The 22,908-nt window shown below is 52.7% G+C and carries 16 protein-coding genes, 1 tRNA gene and 1 other RNA gene; 14 read left to right on the top strand and 4 right to left on the bottom strand.

From position 1 onward, the window contains the following. Positions 1 to 136 precede the first annotated feature (136 nt). Positions 137 to 4,993 carry an NAD-glutamate dehydrogenase gene (locus CHH28_RS13425; RefSeq protein ID WP_094060788.1) on the bottom strand — a complete coding sequence of 1,619 codons (4,857 nt, stop codon included), beginning with the start codon at positions 4,991 to 4,993 and terminating at the stop codon, positions 137 to 139. A 349-nt stretch (positions 4,994 to 5,342) separates the two neighbouring features. Between CHH28_RS13425 and CHH28_RS13420 the strand changes: the two genes are divergently transcribed. From CHH28_RS13420 to CHH28_RS13375, 10 genes are all read left to right on the top strand, one after another. Further along, complete coding sequence (locus CHH28_RS13420) at positions 5,343 to 6,302, top strand: AAA family ATPase (RefSeq protein ID WP_199243903.1); 960 nt, start codon at positions 5,343 to 5,345, stop codon at positions 6,300 to 6,302. Further along, positions 6,302 to 7,237 carry a DUF58 domain-containing protein gene (locus CHH28_RS13415; RefSeq protein ID WP_094060787.1) on the top strand — a complete coding sequence of 312 codons (936 nt, stop codon included), beginning with the start codon at positions 6,302 to 6,304 and terminating at the stop codon, positions 7,235 to 7,237. The genes CHH28_RS13420 and CHH28_RS13415 overlap by 1 nt, the downstream gene beginning before the upstream one ends. Then, positions 7,234 to 7,704, top strand: a complete 471-nt coding sequence (locus CHH28_RS13410) for a DUF4381 domain-containing protein (protein ID WP_094060786.1) — start codon at positions 7,234 to 7,236, stop codon at positions 7,702 to 7,704. Before CHH28_RS13415 ends, CHH28_RS13410 begins: the two co-directional genes overlap by 4 nt. After that, positions 7,697 to 8,680: a vWA domain-containing protein gene (locus CHH28_RS13405; RefSeq protein WP_094060785.1), complete on the top strand. Its 984-nt coding sequence runs from the start codon at positions 7,697 to 7,699 to the stop codon at positions 8,678 to 8,680. The genes CHH28_RS13410 and CHH28_RS13405 overlap by 8 nt, the downstream gene beginning before the upstream one ends. After that, complete coding sequence (locus CHH28_RS13400; protein ID WP_094060784.1) at positions 8,677 to 10,515, top strand: VWA domain-containing protein; 1,839 nt, start codon at positions 8,677 to 8,679, stop codon at positions 10,513 to 10,515. The genes CHH28_RS13405 and CHH28_RS13400 overlap by 4 nt, the downstream gene beginning before the upstream one ends. Continuing rightward, positions 10,509 to 12,167, top strand: a complete 1,659-nt coding sequence (locus CHH28_RS13395) for a BatD family protein (RefSeq protein WP_094060783.1) — start codon at positions 10,509 to 10,511, stop codon at positions 12,165 to 12,167. Before CHH28_RS13400 ends, CHH28_RS13395 begins: the two co-directional genes overlap by 7 nt. Positions 12,168 to 12,241: 74 nt before the next feature. After that, on the top strand, positions 12,242 to 13,258 hold the full coding sequence (locus CHH28_RS13390) for a CNNM domain-containing protein (RefSeq protein WP_094060782.1): 1,017 nt from the start codon (positions 12,242 to 12,244) through the stop codon (positions 13,256 to 13,258). Positions 13,259 to 13,699: 441 nt separating this feature from the next. Beyond that, positions 13,700 to 14,143, top strand: coding sequence for a hypothetical protein (locus CHH28_RS13385; RefSeq protein WP_094060781.1), 444 nt, complete (start codon positions 13,700 to 13,702; stop codon positions 14,141 to 14,143). A gap of 67 nt (positions 14,144 to 14,210) precedes the next feature. Beyond that, positions 14,211 to 15,086: a hypothetical protein gene (locus tag CHH28_RS13380; protein WP_094060780.1), complete on the top strand. Its 876-nt coding sequence runs from the start codon at positions 14,211 to 14,213 to the stop codon at positions 15,084 to 15,086. A 184-nt stretch (positions 15,087 to 15,270) separates the two neighbouring features. Beyond that, positions 15,271 to 15,675, top strand: a complete 405-nt coding sequence (locus CHH28_RS13375) for a RepB family plasmid replication initiator protein (RefSeq protein WP_094060779.1) — start codon at positions 15,271 to 15,273, stop codon at positions 15,673 to 15,675. A gap of 156 nt (positions 15,676 to 15,831) precedes the next feature. Here the strand turns inward: CHH28_RS13375 and CHH28_RS13370 are convergent, their stop codons facing one another. The 3 genes from CHH28_RS13370 to CHH28_RS19915 form a co-directional block, all read right to left on the bottom strand. Next, positions 15,832 to 16,365: a GNAT family N-acetyltransferase gene (locus CHH28_RS13370; protein WP_157729913.1), complete on the bottom strand. Its 534-nt coding sequence runs from the start codon at positions 16,363 to 16,365 to the stop codon at positions 15,832 to 15,834. Positions 16,366 to 16,945: 580 nt separating this feature from the next. Continuing rightward, positions 16,946 to 17,062: non-coding RNA, RtT sRNA (locus CHH28_RS13365), on the bottom strand. A gap of 46 nt (positions 17,063 to 17,108) precedes the next feature. After that, a tRNA-Ser gene (locus CHH28_RS19915) sits at positions 17,109 to 17,203 on the bottom strand. 279 nt (positions 17,204 to 17,482) lie between these two features. Here CHH28_RS19915 and CHH28_RS13360 point away from each other — a divergent pair. The 4 genes from CHH28_RS13360 to CHH28_RS13345 are packed head-to-tail and all read left to right on the top strand — an operon-like array spanning position 17,483 to position 22,900. Further along, complete coding sequence (locus CHH28_RS13360) at positions 17,483 to 17,683, top strand: RepB family protein (protein WP_094060777.1); 201 nt, start codon at positions 17,483 to 17,485, stop codon at positions 17,681 to 17,683. Between the two features lie 48 nt (positions 17,684 to 17,731). Further along, positions 17,732 to 19,738 (top strand): type I restriction-modification system subunit M, encoded by a 2,007-nt coding sequence (locus CHH28_RS13355; protein WP_094060776.1) that lies wholly within the window; start codon positions 17,732 to 17,734, stop codon positions 19,736 to 19,738. Then, entirely contained in the window at positions 19,735 to 21,033 is a 1,299-nt protein-coding gene (locus tag CHH28_RS13350) for a restriction endonuclease subunit S (protein ID WP_094060775.1), read from the top strand. Before CHH28_RS13355 ends, CHH28_RS13350 begins: the two co-directional genes overlap by 4 nt. Before the next feature lie 25 nt (positions 21,034 to 21,058). Continuing rightward, positions 21,059 to 22,900, top strand: coding sequence for a DUF262 domain-containing protein (locus tag CHH28_RS13345; RefSeq protein ID WP_094060774.1), 1,842 nt, complete (start codon positions 21,059 to 21,061; stop codon positions 22,898 to 22,900). The last annotated feature ends 8 nt before the right edge of the window (positions 22,901 to 22,908 follow it).

The raw sequence follows: 22,908 nt of genomic DNA, 5'->3' as shown, positions 1-22,908 counted from the left end.
GGAGTTGAAGCTGATAGTTTTGATTATTATATCGGACTGAAGGTTATGAAACAGCCTCTAAGGACACTGGCATAAAAAACGCCGACTCTGTCACCAGAGTCGGCGTTGAATCAAACGCGTGTCGCTATTGCAGCGATTACGACGCGCTGACGAGCTCGCCCTCTACCACCGCTTTGTGATGACGACTGGCTTGCGCCAGATCGAGCAGTTCACGCAGCGCCACCGCCACCATAGCAAACTCCAGCCCATCGGCGGCCTTCAGCTCAGACAGCATACTGCGCCAGCGTGTCACTAGGCTTTCTTGCTCGCTGGCCCAAGCTTCAATGGCGTCGTCCAGCGAGTCGTACTCGGCATAACCCGACAACAAGCCGACGGTCAGCGCACGCTGCTGCCAGTCCAGGTCGTCGCGCAGAGTTTCGCGCGCCAGAGCATCCCAGTGATTGGCGGCTGGCAACAGGTTAATTTGTTGCATAAACCAATCCAGCGACAAGTGCTCACCAATCTCAAAGTAAGTCTCGGCCACTTGTTGCGGTTCACGCTCAGTTTGACGCGCTGCCTCAATGATGCCGAGCGCCGAATAGAGGTTCGAAGCACCGGCGGTGATGGCCGCCAACGATTCTGGCACTCCAGCTTCCACCCGCTCATTAAAGGTTTGACGCCAGCTTTCCAGCGCCGAGCCTTTTAACGTTTCACCCAGGCGAGTAGACAACGCCAATACCGGCTCACGGAAGGTGCTGACCTCAGCATCGATGTCTTCCAGCAAGCGACGATTGCGCAAGAACCAACGGCTGGCTCGGCGCACCAAACGCATCAGATCGGCCATCATGCTTTCTTGCACATCGGTATCGATCTGATAATCCAGCGCGGTAATTTGCTGCCACAAGGCAGGCAAATCGAACACATCACGCGCCGTCAGATAAGCACGAGCAATCTCGGTGGCACTGGCACCGGTGGACTCCTGCTGGCGATTAACGAAAGTGATGCCCATGTAGTTGACCATGTCGTTGGCCAATTGCGTGGCAATGATCTCGCTGCGCAGACGGTGGCCAGACATGGCTTCTCCAAAGCGTTCAAACAGGTTCTGCGGGAACGCTGTGGTCAAAATGCGCGAGATGTAATCATCGGCGCAGATTTCAGCGGTATTCAGGCGCTCTTTTAAGTCGGCTTTGGTGTAGGAAATCAGCACCGACAATTCTGGACGCGTTAAACCCGCGTTTTGGCTGCGACGATCTTGCAGCTCTTCTTCGCTTGGCAAAAACTCCAACGCACGGTTCAACTTGCCCTGACTCTCGTAATCGCGCATCAGGCGCGAGTACTCCTCCAGGCGTGTACGGCAATCACGCTCAGCCAAAGCGATGGCTTGGGTCTGGTTGTAGTTGTTGGTCAACACCAGATCGGCCACTTGATCGGTCATCGACATAAAGATCTCGTTACGCTGCTTACGCGTCAGATCGCCATTGTCCATGATCTCATTGAGCATGATCTTAATGTTCACCTCGTGGTCGGAGCAGTCCACACCACCGGCGTTATCAATAAAGTCGGTGTAGGACGCACCGCCATTGAGATTGAACTCAATGCGGCCCAATTGGGTAATACCCAGGTTACCGCCTTCACCAATAACTTTGGCGCGCACCTGATTGCCATTGATGCGCACACCGTCATTGGCTTTATCACCCACTTGCGCGTGACGCTCGCTGGTGGCCTTGATATATGTGCCGATGCCGCCATTCCAGATCAAATCCACCGGCGCACGCAAGATGGCACGAATCAGCTCATTCGGCGGCAGGCGGTCGTCGTAAATACCGAACAGCTGCTTCATTTCGCGCGAAATGGGAATGCTCTTAGCATTACGCGAGAAAATACCGCCACCGCGTGAAATCAAATCACGGCTGTAGTCGGCCCAACTGGAGCGCGGCAATTCGAACATGCGCTTGCGCTCTTCATAACTGGTGGCCGCGTTCGGCGTTGGGTCAATAAAGATGTGCATGTGGTTAAAGGCCGCGACCAAGCAAATGTGCTCAGACAACAGCATGCCATTACCAAATACGTCGCCGGCCATATCACCAATGGCAACGACGGAAAAATCCTGCTTCTGAACATTCACGCCCAGTTCACGGAAGTGTCGTTGCACCGATACCCAGGCACCGCGAGCGGTAATGCCCATTTTTTTATGGTCGTAACCGATAGAACCACCGGATGCGAACGCATCACCCATCCAGAAACCACGTTTAACGGCAATTTCGTTGGCAATGTCGGAGAAGGTCGCGGTGCCTTTATCGGCCGCCACCACCAGGTACGGATCGTCGCTGTCGTGGCGAATCACCTGTTGTGGTGGCACCAGTTCACCTTCAACCAGGTTATCGGTCACATCCAACAGAGCCGAAATAAAGGTCTGATAACACGCAATGCCTTCAGCCATAAAGGCGTCGCGGCCGCCGTCTTTAGGCAGCTGTTTGGCAACAAAACCGCCCTTCGCACCGACCGGTACGATCACTGCGTTTTTCACCTGCTGCGCTTTCACCAAGCCCAATACTTCGGTCCGGAAATCTTCCGTGCGATCTGACCAACGCAAACCACCACGGGCAACTCGACCACCACGCAGGTGCACACCCTCAACACGCGGAGAATACACAAAGATTTCGAACATCGGGCGCGGCAGCGGCATATCCGATACCGCCGACGGATCGATCTTCAAAGAGACATAATCTTTAGTATTGCCATCGTCATCGCACTGGAAGAAGTTCGTCCGCAAGGTCGCCTTCATCAGTTCCACATAACGGCGGAAGGTGCGGTCTTCGTTCAGCTGATCCACTTCATCAATGGCGATTTTCAGCTGCTCTTCGCACTCAGCCATTTTCAGAATTCGATCCTGCTGGCTATCAAACTGCAGCCCAAAACGCAGATGGAAGAATTCCACTAAACGCGCCGCGATTGGAATGTAGCGGCTCAGTGCGTTGGCAATATAGAACTCAGAAATGCCAAAGCGAATTTGCTTCATGTAGCGCGCATACGCACGCAAGATGGCGATGTCCTTCCAACCCAGCTTGCCACCCAGTACCAGGCGATTAAAGCCGTCGTTTTCTGCGCGACCTTGCCAAATAGCACGGAAGGCATCCTGGAATAGTTTTTTCACCTCAGAAATGGTGATGCTGTCGGACAGTGTGTATTCCAACAGGAAGTTGTGAATCCACACGGTACGATTACCTTCGACGGTAATCTCATAAGGGTGCTCGCCCAGTACACGCAGCCCTAAGTTTTCCAGAACTGGAATCACGTCCGACAGCGGTAAAATGGTGTCACGGTTAAACAGCTTAAAGCGCAGCTGATTGTCGCTTTCTTCCAGCTCGCGATAAAAGCTCATCGCCAAATCGTCTTCGCAGTCGTGACTGAACAGTGACTCCATGTGCTGCACGTCGGCGACGGCAGTGCGCGGCGAAAAGTTCTCACGGTAACCGGCTGGGAAAGCCATGCGATAGCGGTTGTACTGGCGGTTGCCTTTTTCTTCACCCACCTGCTCGACCAAGGCATCGTGCAGGTCGTCCTGCCAGGAGCGTGCTACTTGGCGAATCTTACGCTCGACCATATCGGCGTCGTATTTCACCGATTTTTCAGGATCCAAGCGCACCATAAAGTGCGTTCGAGCCAATACCGACTCGGAGAAATAGGTATTAAATTCGACATCGATTGGCGAAAACTCATTCTCTAACACCGACTCGATTTTTTGACGCAGCTCGGTGTTGTAGATATCACGAGGTGTGTACACCAGGCAGGAAATAAATTTGCCGTAGGTATCGCGACGCAAATACACCCGCGTCTGGCGACGCTCTTGAATATTGAGCACACTGATTGCGGTTTCGTGCAGCTGCTCGACTGCAGATTGGAACAGCTCATCACGCGGATACACTTCCAAAATGCGCGCCAGCTCTTTACCGCTATGTGAGTGCGGATCAAAGCCCGCTAATTCGCGTACAGCATCCAATTTTTGGCGAATGATCGGGATATTATTAGGCGACTCGATGTACACCAATGAGGTATACAAGCCCAAGAAACGCACACCGCCAATCACTTCGCCGTCTTCGTTCAGGCGTTTTAGCACCACGTAATCCGGGTACGCTGGACGATGCACTCGGCTGCGGTAGCCGGACTTCATAAAGCTGATCAGTTGTGGGCTTTTGATGAAATCCTGGATTTCGCCGGGCAGCTCGTCCATGCGCAAATGGTCGCTGGCAGAGCTGCGGAAACGAAATACCCCAAGGTCCGCTTCAGAGTTACGGTTCACGTATTGCACGCTACCGTCCTGCTGCATTTCGAACTCATCGTAAGCCAGGAAGGTAAAATGATTATTAATTAACCACTGCAAGAATTCGCGTGCTTCTTTGCGCTCTTTGGTGCGCTTGCGACCGCCCTCTAAGCTGGCCACGGCGGCATCGGCCTGTTTCATAATGGCGGGGAAATCCGCCACACAGACCTGAACTTCGTCCAATACGCTGACCAATGCCTGCGTCAACTCCTCCAGGGTTTGTGGATTGGAGTTGTGGTCAATTTCGATATAGATGATGGCTTCGGACACCGAAGACTTGGAAGGCTTATCCCAATTGCCCGACGATTTCAGCTGACCGTCTTTGCTGCGTTCAACATTCCACACGCAGTAGTGAATGGCGTGCAACGCCATTTGTCGTGCATTGAGCTCTATGCGAACCGAGTCCACCAGGAAAGGAACGTCCTCGCAGACTATTTCGATAATGGTGTGGTTGGATTGCCAGCCATGATTTTCGTAGTCGGGGTTGAGCACCCGCACTTTGTTTTTGCCTGCTTGGCGTTGTTGCACCAGTTGCCAGCAAGACATCGCCGCGCCGTAAATGTCTTCAACCGGACGGGCCATGACCTCGTCCATCGGTGCGCCGGAGTAATAGAGGCTGGCAAAGCGGCGCAAAATATCGGCTTGTTTTGCGTCATTGCGTTCGTCAATGAGATTATTGAGCGCAGTCAGCATTGAATCCTTCCTTATCGAAATTATAGGCATAGAGTAAGAGGCAAAGTTGATCACAGCTAGTGGTGCAAGTTCAGCCCCATAAATAGCGTAATCGGGATATAAAACTACGTACGTTGTAAGCCTAGTAAAGAACTGGCTTTCTGCGCGTTCACTAGGGATAGTGGCAACGCACTGTGGCTAATATGGAACTATGGCGAGCAAAGCGAGGTCTCATCGGCGGTTTACGCCAGACTCATAACAAGCACAGCCGAGACGCAAAAATTTGCAAATGGCGTGACTACTGGATTGAGTCATGCGCAGTTTCACGCATAAAATCATGCGCCTCATTGGCAGAGGAAGAATAGATCACATGGCAGTTAGAGACGCCGTATTGGCCCTGCGCCAGCACATGCAACAACACATTATTGGTCAGCCAACCTTGGTTGACCGCATGCTGGTCTGCCTGTTGGCAGATGGGCATTTATTGGTCGAAGGTGCGCCGGGCTTGGCCAAAACTAAGGCCATTAACGCCTTGGCACAGCGCCTCGAAGGCGAGTTTAAGCGCATCCAGTTCACTCCGGACTTGCTGCCGGGCGACATCACCGGCACAGATATTTATCGCCCGCAAACGCAAACCTTCGACTTTCAGGCCGGTCCGATTTTTCACCATTTGATTCTCGCCGATGAGATCAACCGCGCGCCGGCCAAAGTACAAAGTGCGTTATTGGAAGCTATGGCTGAGCGGCAGATTACCGTCGGTGGCCAAACTCGTGCGCTGCCCGAGCTGTTTATGGTGATGGCAACACAAAACCCGATTGAGCAAGAAGGCACTTACCCACTGCCCGAAGCTCAACTCGACCGTTTCCTAATGCAGGTACTAATTGACTATCCGGATGCCGATGCCGAGTTAAAAATCCTGCGCCTGGTGCGCGGTGAAGCCTTGCAGCAGGAAGTCAGCGACGTGCCGACACTGCGCCAGCAAGATGTTTTCAATGCTCGAAAAGACATTTTGCAACTGCATTTCAGCGCCGCCGTCGAGCAATATGTGGTGCAGTTGATCCTCGCCACACGCCAGCCACAAGCGTATGGCGACGACCTGTCACAATGGCTGGAGTACGGCGCTAGCCCGCGCGGCACCATCGCGCTGGAACGTTGCGCACGCGCCCACGCTTGGCTGCACGGCAAAGACTACGTCAGCCCAGATGACGTGCAAGCGGTGGTACACGACGTACTGCGCCATCGGTTGATATTGAGCTTTGAGGCACAAGCCAGCGGCGTTGGCGTGGATGCTGTGATTGATGAACTGATCAAGCGGGTGCCAGTCAGCTGATGAGTCGGATCGAGTTCAGTCGCGGCGCTCATATTGACCGTGACAACCTGATTGCCTTGCAAGCCCTGGCCGCGCAGTTGCCACTAAAGCGCCAGCGTAAGGTGCTGAACGATAAAGCTGGTACCCATACCTCTGCCATGAGAGGTCGCGGCATTGATTTTGCCGAGGTGCGCGAATACCAACCCGGCGACGACATTCGTGCGATGGACTGGCGCGTCACCGCACGCACCGGCGAGGCACACATCAAACTGTTTCGCGAAGAGCGCGAGCGCCCAGTCATGCTGGCTTGCGACCTGCGAGCGCACATGCGCTTTGGCACCCGCCGTGCGTTTAAACATGTGCTCGCCGCAGACCTGACCGCCCTGCTCGGCTGGGCCGCGCTGCGCAATGGCGACCGCATTGGCGGCTTGCTTTTTGATGACAGCAGCGAAACCGATCTGCGCAGCCGCAACGGCAGCCGCCAGGTGCTCAACCTGGTGCATCAGTTGGCCACTTGGCCCGCGCCGGCCAGCGACACCCTCAAACGCCAAGACCGCTTAGCGCAGATGCTGCGCCATCTGCAGCGCATTTGTCGCCCCGGCAGCGCGGTGTACATCATCAGCGACTGGCACGGCTTCGACGCCGCTGGCGAGCAGGCCCTGTTCCAGCTCAGCCGCCACTGCGATGTCTCCGCCGTACACCTGTTCGATGCTCTGGAAGCAGAACTGCCACCACCGGGCCATTACACATTGTCAGATGGTCAGCAGCGATTGAACTTGGCCACCCACAGCCGCGCAGCGCGTCTATCTCACCAACAGGCGTTCGAGCAACATCGCGACAACCTGCAACAGGCGTTAGTCAAACTGGAGATTCCACTGCTCTCCATCGCCACCGATGACGACGTTCTTTCCCGCCTGTATCAGGGCCTGGGCATGGCGTGGGAGAAACGCGCATGAGCACAGCAGCGTTTGATCCGTCACAACTGAATCTTGAGCCCCTCATTACACCCGACCCAGTCAGTGCCTGGCCGGCATATGGCTGGTGGCTAGTCGCCGCACTCGCCCTACTCGCGATCGCATTGGCTGTCTTCTTCTGGTGGCACCGGCGCCAGCAACAGCGCGCCGCACGCTTGGCACAGCGACAACTGCAGCAGGGCCTGCCATCAGCACCGCAAGCGGCGTGTATGCAGTGCAATCAGATACTGAAACAAGCCTGTCGCTACTATTTTCCGCAGGCGCTGAGCTGGCACGGTGATCAATGGCGCACCTTCCTCACCGACACAGGTATGTCGCCTCATAGCAGCGAGGCATTGGCGCACGCGACCTATGACCCACAGCGCGCCGACCAGGTAGACACCCAACAGCTGCAACACGACTGCCTCCGCTGGCTGCAACAATGCTGGAAAGGAGGCCATCATGCTTGAGTGGCAATGGCCATGGGCATTTTTGTTGCTCCCCCTGCCGCTGTTAATGGCACAACTCAGTGCACGGCGAGCAGCACCCAATGCCGCGTTAAAAGTACCCGAGCTCGACAGCTGGCACGGCGCGGGGGAAATCAGCAGTGAGCGCAGCGACCGCAACTGGCAGCGCTGGCTGTTGCCAACCCTCATCTGGCTCAGCCTGGTCACCGCACTGGCGCGGCCACAGGTGATGGGCGACACCGTTGAGCTGCCGCGCAGTGGCCGTGATTTGATGCTGGCAGTGGACATTTCCGGCAGCATGCGCGCCGACGACATGCGCTGGCAGGGGCGCCCCGCCAGTCGCCTGGCCGTGGTAAAAGCGGTGCTCAACGACTTCATTGCCGAGCGCCAAGGAGACCGCTTGGGGCTGATTTTGTTCGGCTCACAAGCCTACCTGCAGGCGCCGCTGACCTTTGATACACAAACCGTACGCACCTTTGTCGGCGAGGCCGCCATCGGCTTGGCGGGCCAAGAGACAGCCATTGGCGATGCCATAGGCCTGGCCATCAAGCGACTGCAAAACAATGCACAAGACAGCCGCGTACTGGTGCTGCTCACCGACGGCGCCAACAGTGCCGGCGAGGTGGAGCCACTGCGCGCAGCCGAATTGGCCGAGCAAGTAGGTTTGAAAATTTACACCATTGGCCTGGGCGCAGAATCTGGTGGGCTATTTTCCCTGCAACGCACCTCACCACCGGATGAGCGCACTCTACGCGCCATCGCCCAGCAAACGGGCGGCGCATTCTTCCGTGCCCGCAACAGCGAAGAGCTGCGGCAAATTTACGCCTTGATCGACGAGCTAGAGCCCACATTGAAAGACACACAAGCCCTGCGGCCGCAGCGCAGTTTGTATTACTGGCCGCTGGCAGCGGCGGTGCTGTTTGGCCTGCTACTGACGGTACAGCAAAGTGGTTGGCGACTGGGAGGACGTGAGCCATGACATTGCAGTTGTTACGCCCCGAGTGGCTGCTTTTACTGGTGCCGCTGGTGCTGGTGTGGTGGCTTTGGCGCCAGCGCCGCGCCAGCGCCGGACAGTGGCAGCAAGTCGTCGATGCTGAACTGCTGCCATTTCTGTTGGAACAGCAAGCACCACAGCAGCGAGGCCGCAGTGTTTGGCTGTTGCTAATAGGGCTTGTTGCTATTTTGGCGCTGGCTGGGCCGGCCTGGGATAAACGCCCCAGCGCGGTGGCCGAGCGCCAGGATGCTGTGTTGATATTACTCGACCAGTCGCTATCGATGGCCGCCACCGACCTTGCTCCTAATCGTCATCAGCGCGCATTGCTCAAGGTGACCGATCTGCTGCGCAGCCGAGAAGACGGCCAAACCGCGCTGATCACCTACGCTGGCAGCGCCCACACAGTAACGCCACTGACGGATGACATCAGCACCATTGAAAATCTGCTGCCCTCGCTCAGCCCCTTTATCATGCCGCAGCCGGGTAGCCGCCCAGACGTGGCGATAGAACACGCGCAACAACTGGCGCAAGGAGCCGGTGTCCGCTCAGGCAGATTGGTGCTGTTGGCCGACGGCATTCAACCGCGTGATGTCGAGCGCATATCGGCAGCACTACAGCCTGGTTTTAGCCTTGGCATCATTGCGCTGGGCACCAAGGAAGGCGCACCAGTACCTTTGCCGAACCAAGGTTTTTTGCGCGACGGCAGCGATCAGATTGTCCTGCCGCAGCTGGACACAGGCGCCATTGAACAGCTGGCCAGTGCCAACAGCTGGGTCGACTGGCAACCCATGAGTCTGACGGACGACGATTGGCAACGGCTATTAGAAGCTGGTGAACGGCAGCAGCAACTGGCCGAGCAACAAGCCGGTGAGTTTGATCAGTGGTACGACCAGGGGTATTGGTTGATCTGGCTATTATTGCCAGCCGCTCTCTTGTTGTTCCGCCAAGGCGCACTGCTGTGTGTGCCGTTATTATTGTTAATTCACAGCCCTGACGGCCAAGCAGGGCCGTGGCAAACCGCCGACCAACAGGCCCAAGCATTGCTAGAAAGTGGCGACGCGGAGCAAGCAGCGGACACCTTTGAGCGCCCGGACTGGCGCGGTTACGCCCACTATCAAGCGGGGCAATACCAGCAAGCCATCGACGACTTTAGTCAGCAAAACAATGCACATGGGCACTATAACCGTGGCAACGCCTTGGCTATGAATGGTGACTTGCAAGCTGCGATCGACGCCTACGATCGCGCGCTGGAGCTGAACCCTGAGCTGTCCGCTGCCGAGACCAACCGCCAGCGTGTGCAAGATCTGCTGGAGCAACAGCAGCAACAGCAACAGCAGCAACAGCAGCAACAGCAGCAACAGCAGCAACAGCAGCAACAGCAGCAACAGCAGCAACAGCAGCAACAGCAGCAACAGCAGCAACAGCAGCAACAGCAGCAACAGCAGCAACAGCAGCAACAGCAGCAACAGCAGCAACAGCAGCAACAGCAGCAACAGCAGCAACAGCAGCAACAGCAGCAACAGCAGCAACAGCAGCAACAGCAGCAACAGCAGCAACAGCAGCAACAGCAGCAACAGCAGCAACAGCAGCAACAGCAGCAACAGCAGCCAGAATCGTCGACAGAGCAAGAGGCTGAGTCAAGCGAGACAGCCACGCCAGAGGACGAGCCGCTGTCGCATTTGTCTGAGGAGGAACGCGCAGCACTGCAGCAGTGGCTCAACCGCGTACCAGACGACCCGGGCAACCTGCTGCAGCGCAAATTCTTATATCAATATCGTCAACAACAACCGACACCGTCAGATGAGGAGGTGCTATGGTAGGCCGTCGCTTAGGACTGCTGTGCCTATGCTGGCTACTGCCATTGTGGAGCCTGGCCAGCACAGAATTTACCGCCAGTGTGGATCGCAAGCACATCACCGAGCAGGAAACCTTTAACCTGCTGCTGCGATATCACCAGCAAGTGTCTGACCGCCCGGATTTCAGCAGCTTGGAGCGGGATTTCGACATCCTCAACACTCGCACGTCGAACCAGTTTCGCAGCATCAATGGCAAAACCGAATCCTACACCGAGTGGCAACTGGTGCTGGCTCCGAAAAAAACCGGGGAGTTCATCATCCCGGCGCTGAGCTTTCGCGGCAGCCGCACGGTACCAGTAGCCATCAGTGTGAAACCGCTATCGGCGGATGTGCGCGCGCAGCAAGACAAAGAGTTCTTCTTTAATGTGGAGATCAGCAAAGGGCCGTATCGAGTTCAGGGGCAAATTCTGTACATCGAAAAGCTCTACTACAGCGTCAACCACGAAAGACCCAGCTTGTCTGAACTGAAAGTCACCGATGCCAGAGTCGAGGCTTTGGGTGACCCACGCCAGTACACCACCACCATCGACGGGCAACGGTTAGGTGTTTATGAACGCCGTTTCGCTATTTTTCCTGAGCAAAGTGGTGAGCTGGTGATACCTGGGCAACGCTTTCGCGCTCAAGTGGTGAACCCCTACAACCGCTGGGCCTCCAGCCGTGAGGCCTCGGTTGTTAGCCGCATCATCCGCCTAGACGTTGACCCCGCACCCGACAACTACCCGCCAGCCCCCTGGATTCCGGCACGCGCGCTGGTGATTACCGAACAGCTGCCCACCGACAACTGGCAGGTTGGTACGCCCATCACCCGCACCCTGACGGTCACGGCCGAAGGGCTTAGCGGCAGTCAGATTCCCGCGTTGGCCATTCCCGAGGTGGCAGGGTTGCGCTACTACCCAGATCAAAATCAACACCAGGACCAAATCCTGGACTCTGGCCTGACCGGCACGCTGACTCAAGCCATGGCCATCGTGCCCACTCAGCCAGGCACAGTGACCTTGCCAGAAATCCGCGTGCCTTGGTGGAACATGCGCTCACAACAGCTCGAATACGCTGTGGTGCCAGCACACACCATTGAAGTGGCTGCGGCGCCCAATAACAGCGCTGCGGCTCCCAGCCTGCCAACGGTATCCAGCAATGAAAATGGGGCAACGCCCGCACCTGTGCTCAACAGCGAGCATGGCGCGCCGTCCTCTATGGTGTGGTGGGCATTGATGGCGTCGGCGGTGATCAATGTGCTGCTCATCATCGCTTTGCTGTGGCGCAGGAAGCCTACTGTTGCTAACCAGGACAGCCAGCAGAGCAATGGCACAGCCAACAACGACTCACTCAAACAAGCGTGTCGCAGCGATGACCCCGCCCGTATTCGCAGCGCCCTGCTGGCGTGGGCACAACAGCAGCCGACCCTCGCGGGCAGCCAAAGTCTGAACGAGCTGGGCCAAAGGTTGCAGCAGCCACAACTGCAAGCTGCGTTGGCGGAGCTTGATCAAACGCTGTACGGCGCAGCGGACAACAGCGCCTACAATGGCAGCAACTTGTGGCATCTGATTAAGCAATGGAAACCCAGCCAAGACGGCAACAACAAAGCGGCCTTGGCGCCTTTGTATCCAACCGTTTAGCTCTTTGCACTTATTGACGACAAGCCAGTGGCGCCCAGTGTAAGCTGTGCGCCTATTTCTTACTTTGCTCTGACATGACTTTACTGATCGTATTTGCCTTGTTGTCGATTGTGGTGTCGTTTATTTGCTCCGTATTGGAAGCATCGCTACTGTCGCTCACCCCCAGCTACATTGCCGGACTGAAAGAATCTCGCCCTACGCTGCATCTGCGACTGGCGCGCTTAAAAGACGCCCTCGACCAGCCACTGGCCGCCATTCTGACGCTCAACACCATTGCCCATACCATTGGCGCGGCAGGCGTCGGAGCACAGGTCACCAAACTTTATGGCGATGCCTACCTGGGCGCTGCTTCGGCGGTGATGACGTTGCTGATTTTGGTACTATCAGAAATCGTGCCGAAAAGCCTTGGCGCGCGCTATTGGCGCCAGCTCTCACCTATGCTGCCGCCCGTGCTGAACACTATGATTTTGCTGTTAAAGCCCTTTATTTGGTTATCCGATATCTTGCTGCGGTTATTGGGCAGCCACGATCATGCCGCCGATTTGCGCAGTGAGATCAAGGCCATGGCCACCTTGGGCAACGAGTTGGGGCAGCTGGATAAAGACGAAGAACGCGCCATTGCCAATATTTTGGATTTACACGAAATCCGCGTTAAAGACATCATGGTGCCGCGCACGGTTTGCACCATCATGTCGCCCAATGACACCATCGAAAACGCCAAACGTTTTAGTCGTAAGCAGCCATTTTCGCGCTTTCCTGTGCTCGACAACGAACAAGAGCCCGTAGGCATTTTGCTGCGCCAGGAGCTGTATTTCGAAGAAAAAGACCCCGAGCGCTCGATTCGCTCGCTGTTAAAACCCGCCCATGTGGTGCTCGATCAAATGAATGCCGAGCAGGCCATGGGGTTATTGCTGCGCGAGCGCCAACAAATGCTGCTGGTGTACGATGAATACGGCGCTTGGCAGGGCCTGATCACCATGGAAGACATTCTCGAGACCATTTTGGGCCATCCCATTCTCGATGAGACCGACACCATCACCAACATGCGACGCTTTGCGCGCAGGCGCTGGCAGTATTTGAACCGCAGCTAGATACTCGCATACCCCAGGCTGTCCAAAGCAGAGTATCCCTAACAGCAAAAGCCGGTCGTGAAGACATGGGCAAGTGGGTAATTGCTGACTTTGCACCACTGGGAGTTAGCGGTTATTGCAAAACTTACTGCCTGCACACATTTCCATGCAGACAATATGCGACACAGATCATCATATGTACTAAAAGTTCTTTTTTTTTACCCTACACACATTAGAATGCTGGGCGTCAAATCCCATAATTAGTTTTCTGTACTTCTGAGTAAGGATAGCGAGGATATGAACAGGCATTTACTCTCACTGGCACTAATTACATCTCTAACAGCATGCGGCGGCGACAGCGGTGGCTCAACTAGCTCGGACTCAAACACTAGCCCAACGTCTAGAGCTGAATATAAGGTCAAAGGCACACGCTATTCAGTAATTGGTGTTCAATCCGACGCCGTGAGCATCAGCAGCATCGAGGTTGAAGGCAATGCAGAATACATATTCAACGGTCGTACAAACATCGTTCAAGTGCACGCCAACATCGACGACGGCGAGTTTATTGTTGAAGTCGATGGTCAGTTTGGCACCTTTGCCGATAGAGACGCTGAAATTCGCTTAGTATTCTCAGATGACAATGTCAGCAGTCGCGACTTATTAGAAGACAGCAGCGCTATCTATGATGGTGTAATTTACGACAATTTAGATGACGTCGACAGGCAAGGTCTTCGTACCATCTGCCAGTACGAAAGCTTAAGTGAAGTGACCTGTGGCGGTATTACGATCGACCTCAGTGAAGACGAAACCGAGCTCCCCGCCCGCATGAACTTACATGCGTTAAGCTGCGACGCTGAAATAAATGTTTGCCAATACGGCGCCTATGTGCCCATTCAGCTGAACTAAGCAACGAAACTACCCTCGCTACGCATGCAGCTGGCGAGTCCACGCCAACACTCAAGTTACAATCAATATGAAAAAAACCAATTTTACTTCTTTAGCCATACTGTCATTGTCTTTAGCTGCCTGCGGCGGCGGTGGGAGTTCTTCTTCTAGTTCGTCTGACACAGAGCAAACGGACAACACGCCAACGCCTGAAGTACAGCCCAGCAACTTTTGCGAAGCGGTAGATAACACCATTCTCGTTGCAGAGGGCAGTCAATGCACCTTAACACCAGAGCAAAAAGACAAACTGCCGATTCCTGTAGATAGCGACGAAGCCCGTTGCAGTAATGGTCAAATACAGATCGGTAATTTCACAGCAGGTAGTCTCGCAGGGAACGACTTCGCCGTGCGTTGCGAAGGGCAAGAGCTCGACCTTTCGGCTTATCGTGTAAGCAGCACAGACGATATCATCACCGCCGACAACTCCCTACTCGACCTTTTCGTGACCTTTGATCGTGTTACCGCGGAGGGTAATGCAGAGGTGATTATTGATGAAGGCACCTCCTATCCCCAGGTTCACGCCAACATGAAAAACGGCGAGTTCTGGTTTTTTGTCGAATCATCTGACTTTGGCTCATCACTGCTATTTGACTCAGAACTAGAAAAGCTCACCAGCGTAATTATGTTGTATAGCGGCCCCGAGGTAGAAACCCGGACATTGATTGATAATGGCTTTAGTGGCCTGCCTGGCGTTATCTTTGACGATGTCGTCAATATTGACAACAGTCTAAATGTCAAGTGCACCTACAACAGCCTTAGCGAAGTAACTTGCGGAAGCATCGCCTTGGATTTATCTGAGCAAGTCTCTGCATTGCCCGCAATTCTTAAGGTCCACTTTCTGGGTTGCCACGGCGAAACCTATGAGTGTAAATCAGGCATCTCATTGCCGGTGCAGTTTAATTGACAGCACTACAGTCTTACATTTGAGGATGCACGCCCTGCGGGCATCCCATTCTATTACCACGACAAACCATCCCCCATACAAACACGCAGTGAAACTCGAAAGCACTTTACCTCGCATCAGTTTCATAGCGACGCTTACCCACGTATAATTACAAATGAGTGCCTAGCCACTAGCAGGAAAGCCTATGAGCGCTGGTCTGTATTTACGTGAAATGATCCGAGACCTGCTGTCGATGAGCCTGACAGAACGTCGCTTAATTTTATTGACCTGCACCAAGCTCAACAGCGACAGGCCAGTGCTGTCACAAGTGCACAGCGTATCTGCCGAGGAGTGGCAAAGCGTCTTTGGCACTGCGGAAATACCCGCCTACACCCTGATGGCCGATGCCGCCGACACCCTGCTCCATCGAGCCCCAACGTCTATCGGCAACAGCACTCATGTCGAAACCTTTCACTGGCTGTGCAGCGTGAATTTCTTACCCAAATCTCAACGCATGGAAATAACCCTGACACCGACCACGTCATATATTTTCCACGGCCTAACAGTGGGCGACGGGAAGTTTGAAGTGTTGACCGGGCTGGGCCAGTAAGTTGGCTAAGTTCGCTCAGCGTTTTTGTAGTTTTCAACCGAACAACACTGCAGCCAACCATCACCGCAGCCAAGCATCACATTGCCATGAATGTCCATGTACGCAACTAGTTTTCGGAGCTCGCTTACAGTAGGACTACAGCAACCCTGGAGAGTGTTAAAGAAAGTTCTGCAATACGTCGTCTGCTTGCTGCCAGACATACAGCCACTCTTTGACTTTTTCGCCATCGCCCGGCGGCTGCCACCATTGGCTTTTCACCGGTTTGCCCGCCAAGCTCTGATAAAATCTCTGCGCCTGCTGGTTATCCGCCAGCACCTCAAGATACAGCCCTTTACTCGCGCAATGATGATTTACCCACTCAGCCACGGTGTGCATTAACTGTCGGCCAATCCCCTGGCCTTGATAAGCCGCCGCGACGTGCAAGTTATCAATAAAGGTACCTAGGGTTTCGTGCTCGTCGCCATAAATGCAGATAAAGCCAGCTAGGTCGTCGCCTTCTTCGGCCACCCATATTTTTTGATTGTTTTTTGCACAGTTAAACTTGTCCTGCCAAGCCTTTAGTCTGTCAGCACCCACTTCATTGTCTAGGAATTCATCGGACAAAATGCCGCGATAGGCAATGCGCCAGCTATTGGCATGCAGGTTTGCTATGGCATCAAGATCTTCTATGTGAGCAGGACGAATACGCACGAACTTCCCCAACCGGTGTATTAACGGTTGTCATGATACGGCGGAGTTTATTGAGAGGCTAATCGCGTTTTTGGGGTGTGGGGAAGTGAGGGAGGGATTACTCCACTTCGGCCTGCTGACAGGTTGGCGTTTGTCGCTGCGCTCGGTACGAACAACGAGGGTTCTCACCTTACCCTCATTAAAATCTCTTTTTCTCGTTGTCGCGGTGTTGAACAGCCTCTCAGGATGCTCATGTACTCGCCAGTAAACTCCGCTCCTTCGAAACTGTTCGCCTTGCGACAACATTGCCTCTGAGATTTTAACTTCACCAAATCGCGCACATAAAAAAACCGCGTCGCCGAAAGCAAACGCGGTTTTTGAATCAGTGGCGGTGAGGGAGGGATGATACCCCTTCGGGCCGTTGGCAAAGCCAACGCTTGTCGCTGCGCTCGGATATTCCACTTCGGCCTCAGGTAGGTTGGTGTTTGTCGCTGCGCTCGGTACGAACCCACAAGGGTTCTCACCCTACCCTCACACAAATGCCAAATCGCGCACATAAAAAAACCACGCAGCCGAGGGCAAACGCGGTTTTTTGAATCAGTGTCGGTGAGGGAGGGATAATGCCCCTTCGGGCCGCAGGCAAGCCTACGTTTGTCGCTTCGCTCGGTACGAACCCACGAGGGTTCTCTTTACCCACCCATCCCCGCAAATGTAGACATAAAAAAGCCCCAGTCTTACGACGGGGGCTTTTTTTTCTTAATTCGTGGCGGTGAGGGAGGGATTCTCACCCTCGATACCTTTCGGTATACACGCTTTCCAGGCGGCATCCTCTTATTGACTCTCTGTGGCAACCTCAGCCCAGCATTCATGCATGCTAGCGGCACAGTCGCCCGACTATCCCCTAACTGTCACCTAACAATCACTTCATGGTGCAAATGAGTTTGAATTGATGATTGTACGCAGTTTGTACGCACCATGACAAGCCAGTGTGCAGACCACTCTCTTCAACCTGATTGAAGCATCTGAATCACTATTTTTTGTCGATTGCATCTGATAACGTGAGAGCATCACGATTCACATTCAAGTGCCACACACTCAACCATTTTGGTGAAAGGTGAGGCAATCCTGAGGTTTGAATATGCCCCTATCTGAAGCCGAGCGGCAGAAACGTTACCGTCAACGCGTACAAGCAAAAGGCAAAAAGCGTTATCAGGTACTGGTCTCCAGCCAAGTTGCTGAACATGCCCAAGAACTCTGCGAACGCTTGGATTGCAGCAAAGGTGAACTATTCAGCCGCCTGATCGAAGATGAATATCAGCGAGTCGCCTGCAAAGCCTAAACAATGGTACATGGCAAGCACTCATATCGAATGAACACTGGACAATAAATGAACAACTTTTCCGAGCACGTTAGTTTTATCTGGTCGATTGCCGAAATTTTGCGCGGTAACTACAAACAATCTGAATACGGCAAGGTGGTATTGCCGTTTACCGTACTGCGACGTCTGGATTGTGTATTGGAAGAAAGTAAGCAAGCCGTACTTGATAAAGCCGCCAGCTTGCCCAAAAACATTGATAGCGCTATGGCTGAGATCATGCTCAACAACGCTTCTGGGCACAACTTCCACAACACCAGTAAGTTTACCTTTGCCAAGCTGTTAGACGATCCAGCGAACATTGCCGCCAACTTGAACAACATCATCAACAACTTTAGCGAAGATGCGCGAGAGATCTTTGTTGATCGCTTTGAGCTACCCCTGCAAATCGCCCGTCTGGATAGGGACAATCTGCTGTATCTGGTAGTGCAAAAATTCGCTCAAACTGATTTGCACCCTGATACGGTGGACAACACCACCATGGGTTACATCTTTGAAGAGTTGATTCGCCGATTCTCGGAACAATCCAATGAAACGGCGGGTGAGCACTTCACTCCACGAGAAGTCATTCGTTTGATGGTCAACTTGTTGTTTGCCGAAGACAGTGAAGCACTCACCAAGAAAAGCGTGATCCGTAAACTCTACGACCCAGCCTGTGGTACCGGTGGCATGCTCAGTGAGGCAGAAAAGTACCTAAAAGAACTGAACAAACATGCTCACTTAGAAGTTTACGGTCAGGAACTCAATGGTGAGAGTTTCGGCATCTGTAAATCCGATATGATGATCAAAGGGCAAAACCCTAGAAACATCAAATACGGAAACAGCTTCAGTGACGATGGGCTCAGCGAAGAACGCTTCGACTATATGCTCTCTAACCCACCCTTTGGCGTAGAGTGGAGGAAAGTCGAAAAACAAGTCCGCAAGGAAGCAGAAGACTTTGGCTTCGATGGTCGCTTTGGCGTGGGCTTGCCTCGTGTCAGTGATGGTTCATTGCTTTTTGTACAACATATGATCAGCAAAATGAACACCAACAAGGCTGAGCAATCGACCAAAAGCAAAGATCAGCCTGCACGCATTGCCGTGGTCCTTAACGGCTCGCCCCTATTTACTGGTGGTGCGGGTTCCGGTGAAAGTGAGATACGCCGCTGGATAATCGAAAACGATTGGCTTGAAGCCATCGTCGCACTGCCAACGGATATGTTCTACAACACTGGCATTGCCACTTACATCTGGATCATCACCAATAAAAAGAAACCAGGGCGCAAAGGCAAAGTACAGCTGATCAATGCCACCGATCTCCATGTACCGATGCGTAAAAGCCTAGGCAGCAAACGCAAGCAAATCAGCGATGAGCAAATTAAGACCATTTCTGAGTTGTTTGATGGTGATTTAGCCAACAGCGATGACCGGGTGAAATGGTTCAACAATGTCGACTTTGGTTATTCGCGCATCACCGTTGAACGCCCACTGCAGCTCAACTTTGCGGTTATGGATGAGCGTATCAAGCAGCTAGATGACGTTAAAGCCTTCACCAAACTCAGCGGCGCTGAACAGCATGAGATCAAGAAAGCAATACAGACGCTGGATACCGAATGGATCTACATCAATCGCGAAGAATTTATTGCCGATCTTAAATCTGCCTTTAAGTCGCACAATCTTGACGTAAAAGGTCCCCTATTCAAAGCAATTTGGACCGCACTTAGCGAGCGAGACGAAACAGCGGATGTCTGCATCGTGCAATCTGGCAAGGCAAAGGGCAGCATCGAACCTGACCCAGAGCTGCGCGACTATGAGAATGTGCCGTTAACCGAAGATATAGAAGCCTATTTCCAGCGTGAAGTGATTCCTCATGTGCCGGATGCATGGATTGATCACGAAAAAACTAAAGTAGGCTATGAGATTCCGTTTAACCGTCATTTTTACCGGTATGTGCCGCCGCGCTCACTGGAAGAGATTGATGCCGACTTGGATAAGGTGAGTGCGGAGATTATGGACCTGCTACGGGAGGTGCATGTATGAGATATCCTTCCTACCCAAAACTTCGCCGCACGGATATTTCTCACATTGGAAGTATACCTAGCCACTGGAGCTTAAGCCGGATCAAACACATCGCAAAGTTAACTCCAAAAAAGCCAAAGATTGATCGAACACAGACCTGCAGCTTCATTCCTATGGAGAAGCTCAAGACTGATTCTTTAATATTGAATGAAGAACGCATCATAGATGATGTGTACGAAGGGTACACATACTTCTCAGACGGCGACATTTTGATGGCAAAGGTGACTCCCTGTTTCGAAAATGGGAACATTGCCTTGGCTCATGGAATGAAAAATAAAATCGGTTTTGGATCTTCAGAGATTTACACCATCCGCCCGTCCAATCAAATAGCTGGAAGATTTCTCTTTTATCGCCTACAAGAAGATGGATTTATTAGAACCGCAACTAGAGAAATGACGGGAGCTGGAGGATTGAGGCGTGTACCATCTCATATAATTGAGAATTTCTGTTTTGCAGCTCCTCATGAACCAGAACAAACTCAAATTGCGAATTTCCTCGACCGTGAAACCGCCAAGATCGATGCCCTGATCGAGAAGCAGCAACAGCTTATCAAGCTGCTAGAGGAAAAGCGCCAAGCCGTTGTCTCACACGCCGTGACCAAAGGCTTGAACCCTAATGCCAAAATGAAAGACAGCGGCGCTGAGTGGCTAGGTGAAGTGCCAGAGCATTGGCTTCTACTAAAGACAAAAAGATTTTTTCGTCTAGTTGCTGAGCCAGCAACAAAGAATAATGACGCAGAACTGTTATCTATTTATACCGAAATAGGAGTTAGACCCCGGAAGGATTTAGAAGCTAAAGGCAACAAGGCGAGTACAACTGATGGGTACTGGATTGTTGAAAAAGGTGACTTGATAGTCAATAAACTTCTTGCGTGGATGGGTGCGACGGGATATTCAGCATATGACGGTGTAACAAGCCCTGCGTATGATATTTTGAGACCGACAAAGGATGTCAGCTCCAAGTTTTATCACTATCTTTTTAGGTCAAAAATTGCTCAGGCAGAGTTTAAGCGATGGTCTAGGGGCATCATGGAAATGCGCCTTCGGTTGTATTTTGATGAGTTGGGTCGAATCACAATGCCAGTACCTCCGCGTGATGAGCAAGATAAGATTGTTGCCAGAATTGAAGAGATAGAACAAAAGTATGATCAACTTGAATCAAAGTCTCAATCGTCAATTGAATTACTTAAAGAACGCCGCGCCGCTCTAATCTCAGCCGCCGTCACTGGCAAGATCGACGTTCGCAACGCTGTCTGATACCGCATTAATAATAAGGATTGTTATGAGCAAGTTAACCAACAAAATCGAAGCCAATGATCGCAGTGTGCTAGAGGTATTGGACAAAAAGAAGTACACGGTGGACTACTTTCAGCGCGAGTACAGCTGGGGCAAGAAGCATATCGAACAGTTGGTGACTGACCTCACGTCGTCGTTTTTAAACGAGTACCGCGACGGCGATAGCCGGGAACAAGGCGAAGACTATAACACCTATTACCTGGGTCCCTTTGTACTCAGCGAGAAAGACAGCAAGCGCAGCATCATTGATGGACAACAGCGGCTGACGTCCCTCACTCTGTTTTTGATCTACTTGGATAACCTGCAAAAGTCGCTGCAACTGGAAGAAAGCCTCTCAGATATGATCTTTTCTGAGAGCCGTGGCAAGCGGTCGTTTAATATCCAGGTGGACGAGCGTATGCATTGCCTGGAGCAATTGTTTAACCAGGGCAGTTATCAACCCAGGGAAGACGATGACGAGTCCACCATCAATATGGCAGAGCGCTACGATGACATTGCCGATGCCTTCCCCGAGGAGCTAAAGAGCAACGCTCTGCCCCACTTTCTCGATTGGTTAAAGTACAACGTGGTACTGGTGGAGATCATCGCCTACAGCGACGACAATGCCTACACCATCTTTGAAACCATGAATGATCGTGGTTTGAACCTCACTTCGACGGAGATGCTGAAAGGTTACGTGCTGTCACGCTTTAGTGACTATCAACGTCGTCAAAAAGCCAATGAGCACTGGAAGCTAGCCATTCAGCAGTTGCATGGGCACGACAAAGAAGAAGACCAACGATTCTTTCAAACTTGGCTGCGTAGCCAATATGCCGACACCATACGCCAAGGCAGTGCGGGCTCTCAAAATGAAGACTTCGAGAAGATAGGCACCCGCTTTCATAGCTGGGTGCGCGATAATCTCGACAAAATGGGGCTCAGTGCAGACTCATCCGATGATTTTGAGCGATTTATCGGGCAAGACTTTAAGTTTTTCCTCAGCGCTTACTTAAAGATCTTATCGGCTGAAAAAACACTGACGGGAGGCTTAGAACATGTTTTTTACATTCAACGCTGGGGGATAGCGACCTCACTCAGTTACCCTCTGCTGCTGGCACCGTTAACCTTGCATGACGATGAAAGCGTCGTCGTACAAAAGCTAAACTTAGTGGCACGGTATATTGAAACCTTTGTGGTTCGCCGCTCGGTTAACTTCCGCAAGTTTGCCTCCAGTTCCATTCGTTACACCATGTACACCTTGGTCAAAGAGATACGCGGCAAAGATCTTGAAAGCCTACGTAGCCTCTTACAAGGCAAACTGGATGCCATGGATGAAACATGGTCAGGTATGGATAACTTTCGCTTACACGGGCAAAACAAACGCTTTGTAAAGTTCTTGCTCGCACGTATTACCGCTTATATTGAGCAGGCAGCCGGTTACACCACCAACTTTGAAACCTACTACCACAAGCCAGGTGGCAGACCCTTTGAGGTTGAGCATATCTGGGCGAATAAGTTTGCCCATCACCGTGATGAGTTTGATCAAGAAAGCGATTTCGAAGACTACCGCAACCGCTTAGGCGGGCTGATTTTATTGCCCCGTGGCACCAACCAAAGCTACGGTGCTAAGCCCTATGAAGAAAAACGCGATCACTACGTTAAGGAAAATAACTTACTGGCACAGTCGCTATGCGACATCACCTACGATAACAATCCAAATTTCAAAAACATGTGTGAGCGGCTAGCACTGAATTTCAAGCCCCACGCGCAGTTTAACAAGCAAGATCTGGAAGAACGTCAGCAGCTATACCGAGCCATTGCGGAGCAAATCTGGTCAACTGAACTGTAACAAGGAAT

The sequence above is a fragment of the Bacterioplanes sanyensis genome, assembly GCF_002237535.1.
Taxonomy (GTDB): domain Bacteria; phylum Pseudomonadota; class Gammaproteobacteria; order Pseudomonadales; family Oceanobacteraceae; genus Bacterioplanes; species Bacterioplanes sanyensis_A.
This window is presented reverse-complemented; position numbering and strand designations above follow the sequence as displayed.

Coding starts and splice junctions, on each gene's coding strand:
- CHH28_RS13425 (WP_094060788.1), bottom strand. CDS start 4,993: ATGCTGACTGCGCTCAATAATCTCATTGACGAACGCAATGACGCAAAA.
- CHH28_RS13420 (WP_199243903.1), top strand. CDS start 5,343: ATGGCAGTTAGAGACGCCGTATTGGCCCTGCGCCAGCACATGCAACAA.
- CHH28_RS13415 (WP_094060787.1), top strand. CDS start 6,302: ATGAGTCGGATCGAGTTCAGTCGCGGCGCTCATATTGACCGTGACAAC.
- CHH28_RS13410 (WP_094060786.1), top strand. CDS start 7,234: ATGAGCACAGCAGCGTTTGATCCGTCACAACTGAATCTTGAGCCCCTC.
- CHH28_RS13405 (WP_094060785.1), top strand. CDS start 7,697: ATGCTTGAGTGGCAATGGCCATGGGCATTTTTGTTGCTCCCCCTGCCG.
- CHH28_RS13400 (WP_094060784.1), top strand. CDS start 8,677: ATGACATTGCAGTTGTTACGCCCCGAGTGGCTGCTTTTACTGGTGCCG.
- CHH28_RS13395 (WP_094060783.1), top strand. CDS start 10,509: ATGGTAGGCCGTCGCTTAGGACTGCTGTGCCTATGCTGGCTACTGCCA.
- CHH28_RS13390 (WP_094060782.1), top strand. CDS start 12,242: ATGACTTTACTGATCGTATTTGCCTTGTTGTCGATTGTGGTGTCGTTT.
- CHH28_RS13380 (WP_094060780.1), top strand. CDS start 14,211: ATGAAAAAAACCAATTTTACTTCTTTAGCCATACTGTCATTGTCTTTA.
- CHH28_RS13375 (WP_094060779.1), top strand. CDS start 15,271: ATGAGCGCTGGTCTGTATTTACGTGAAATGATCCGAGACCTGCTGTCG.
- CHH28_RS13360 (WP_094060777.1), top strand. CDS start 17,483: ATGCCCCTATCTGAAGCCGAGCGGCAGAAACGTTACCGTCAACGCGTA.
- CHH28_RS13355 (WP_094060776.1), top strand. CDS start 17,732: ATGAACAACTTTTCCGAGCACGTTAGTTTTATCTGGTCGATTGCCGAA.
- CHH28_RS13350 (WP_094060775.1), top strand. CDS start 19,735: ATGAGATATCCTTCCTACCCAAAACTTCGCCGCACGGATATTTCTCAC.
- CHH28_RS13345 (WP_094060774.1), top strand. CDS start 21,059: ATGAGCAAGTTAACCAACAAAATCGAAGCCAATGATCGCAGTGTGCTA.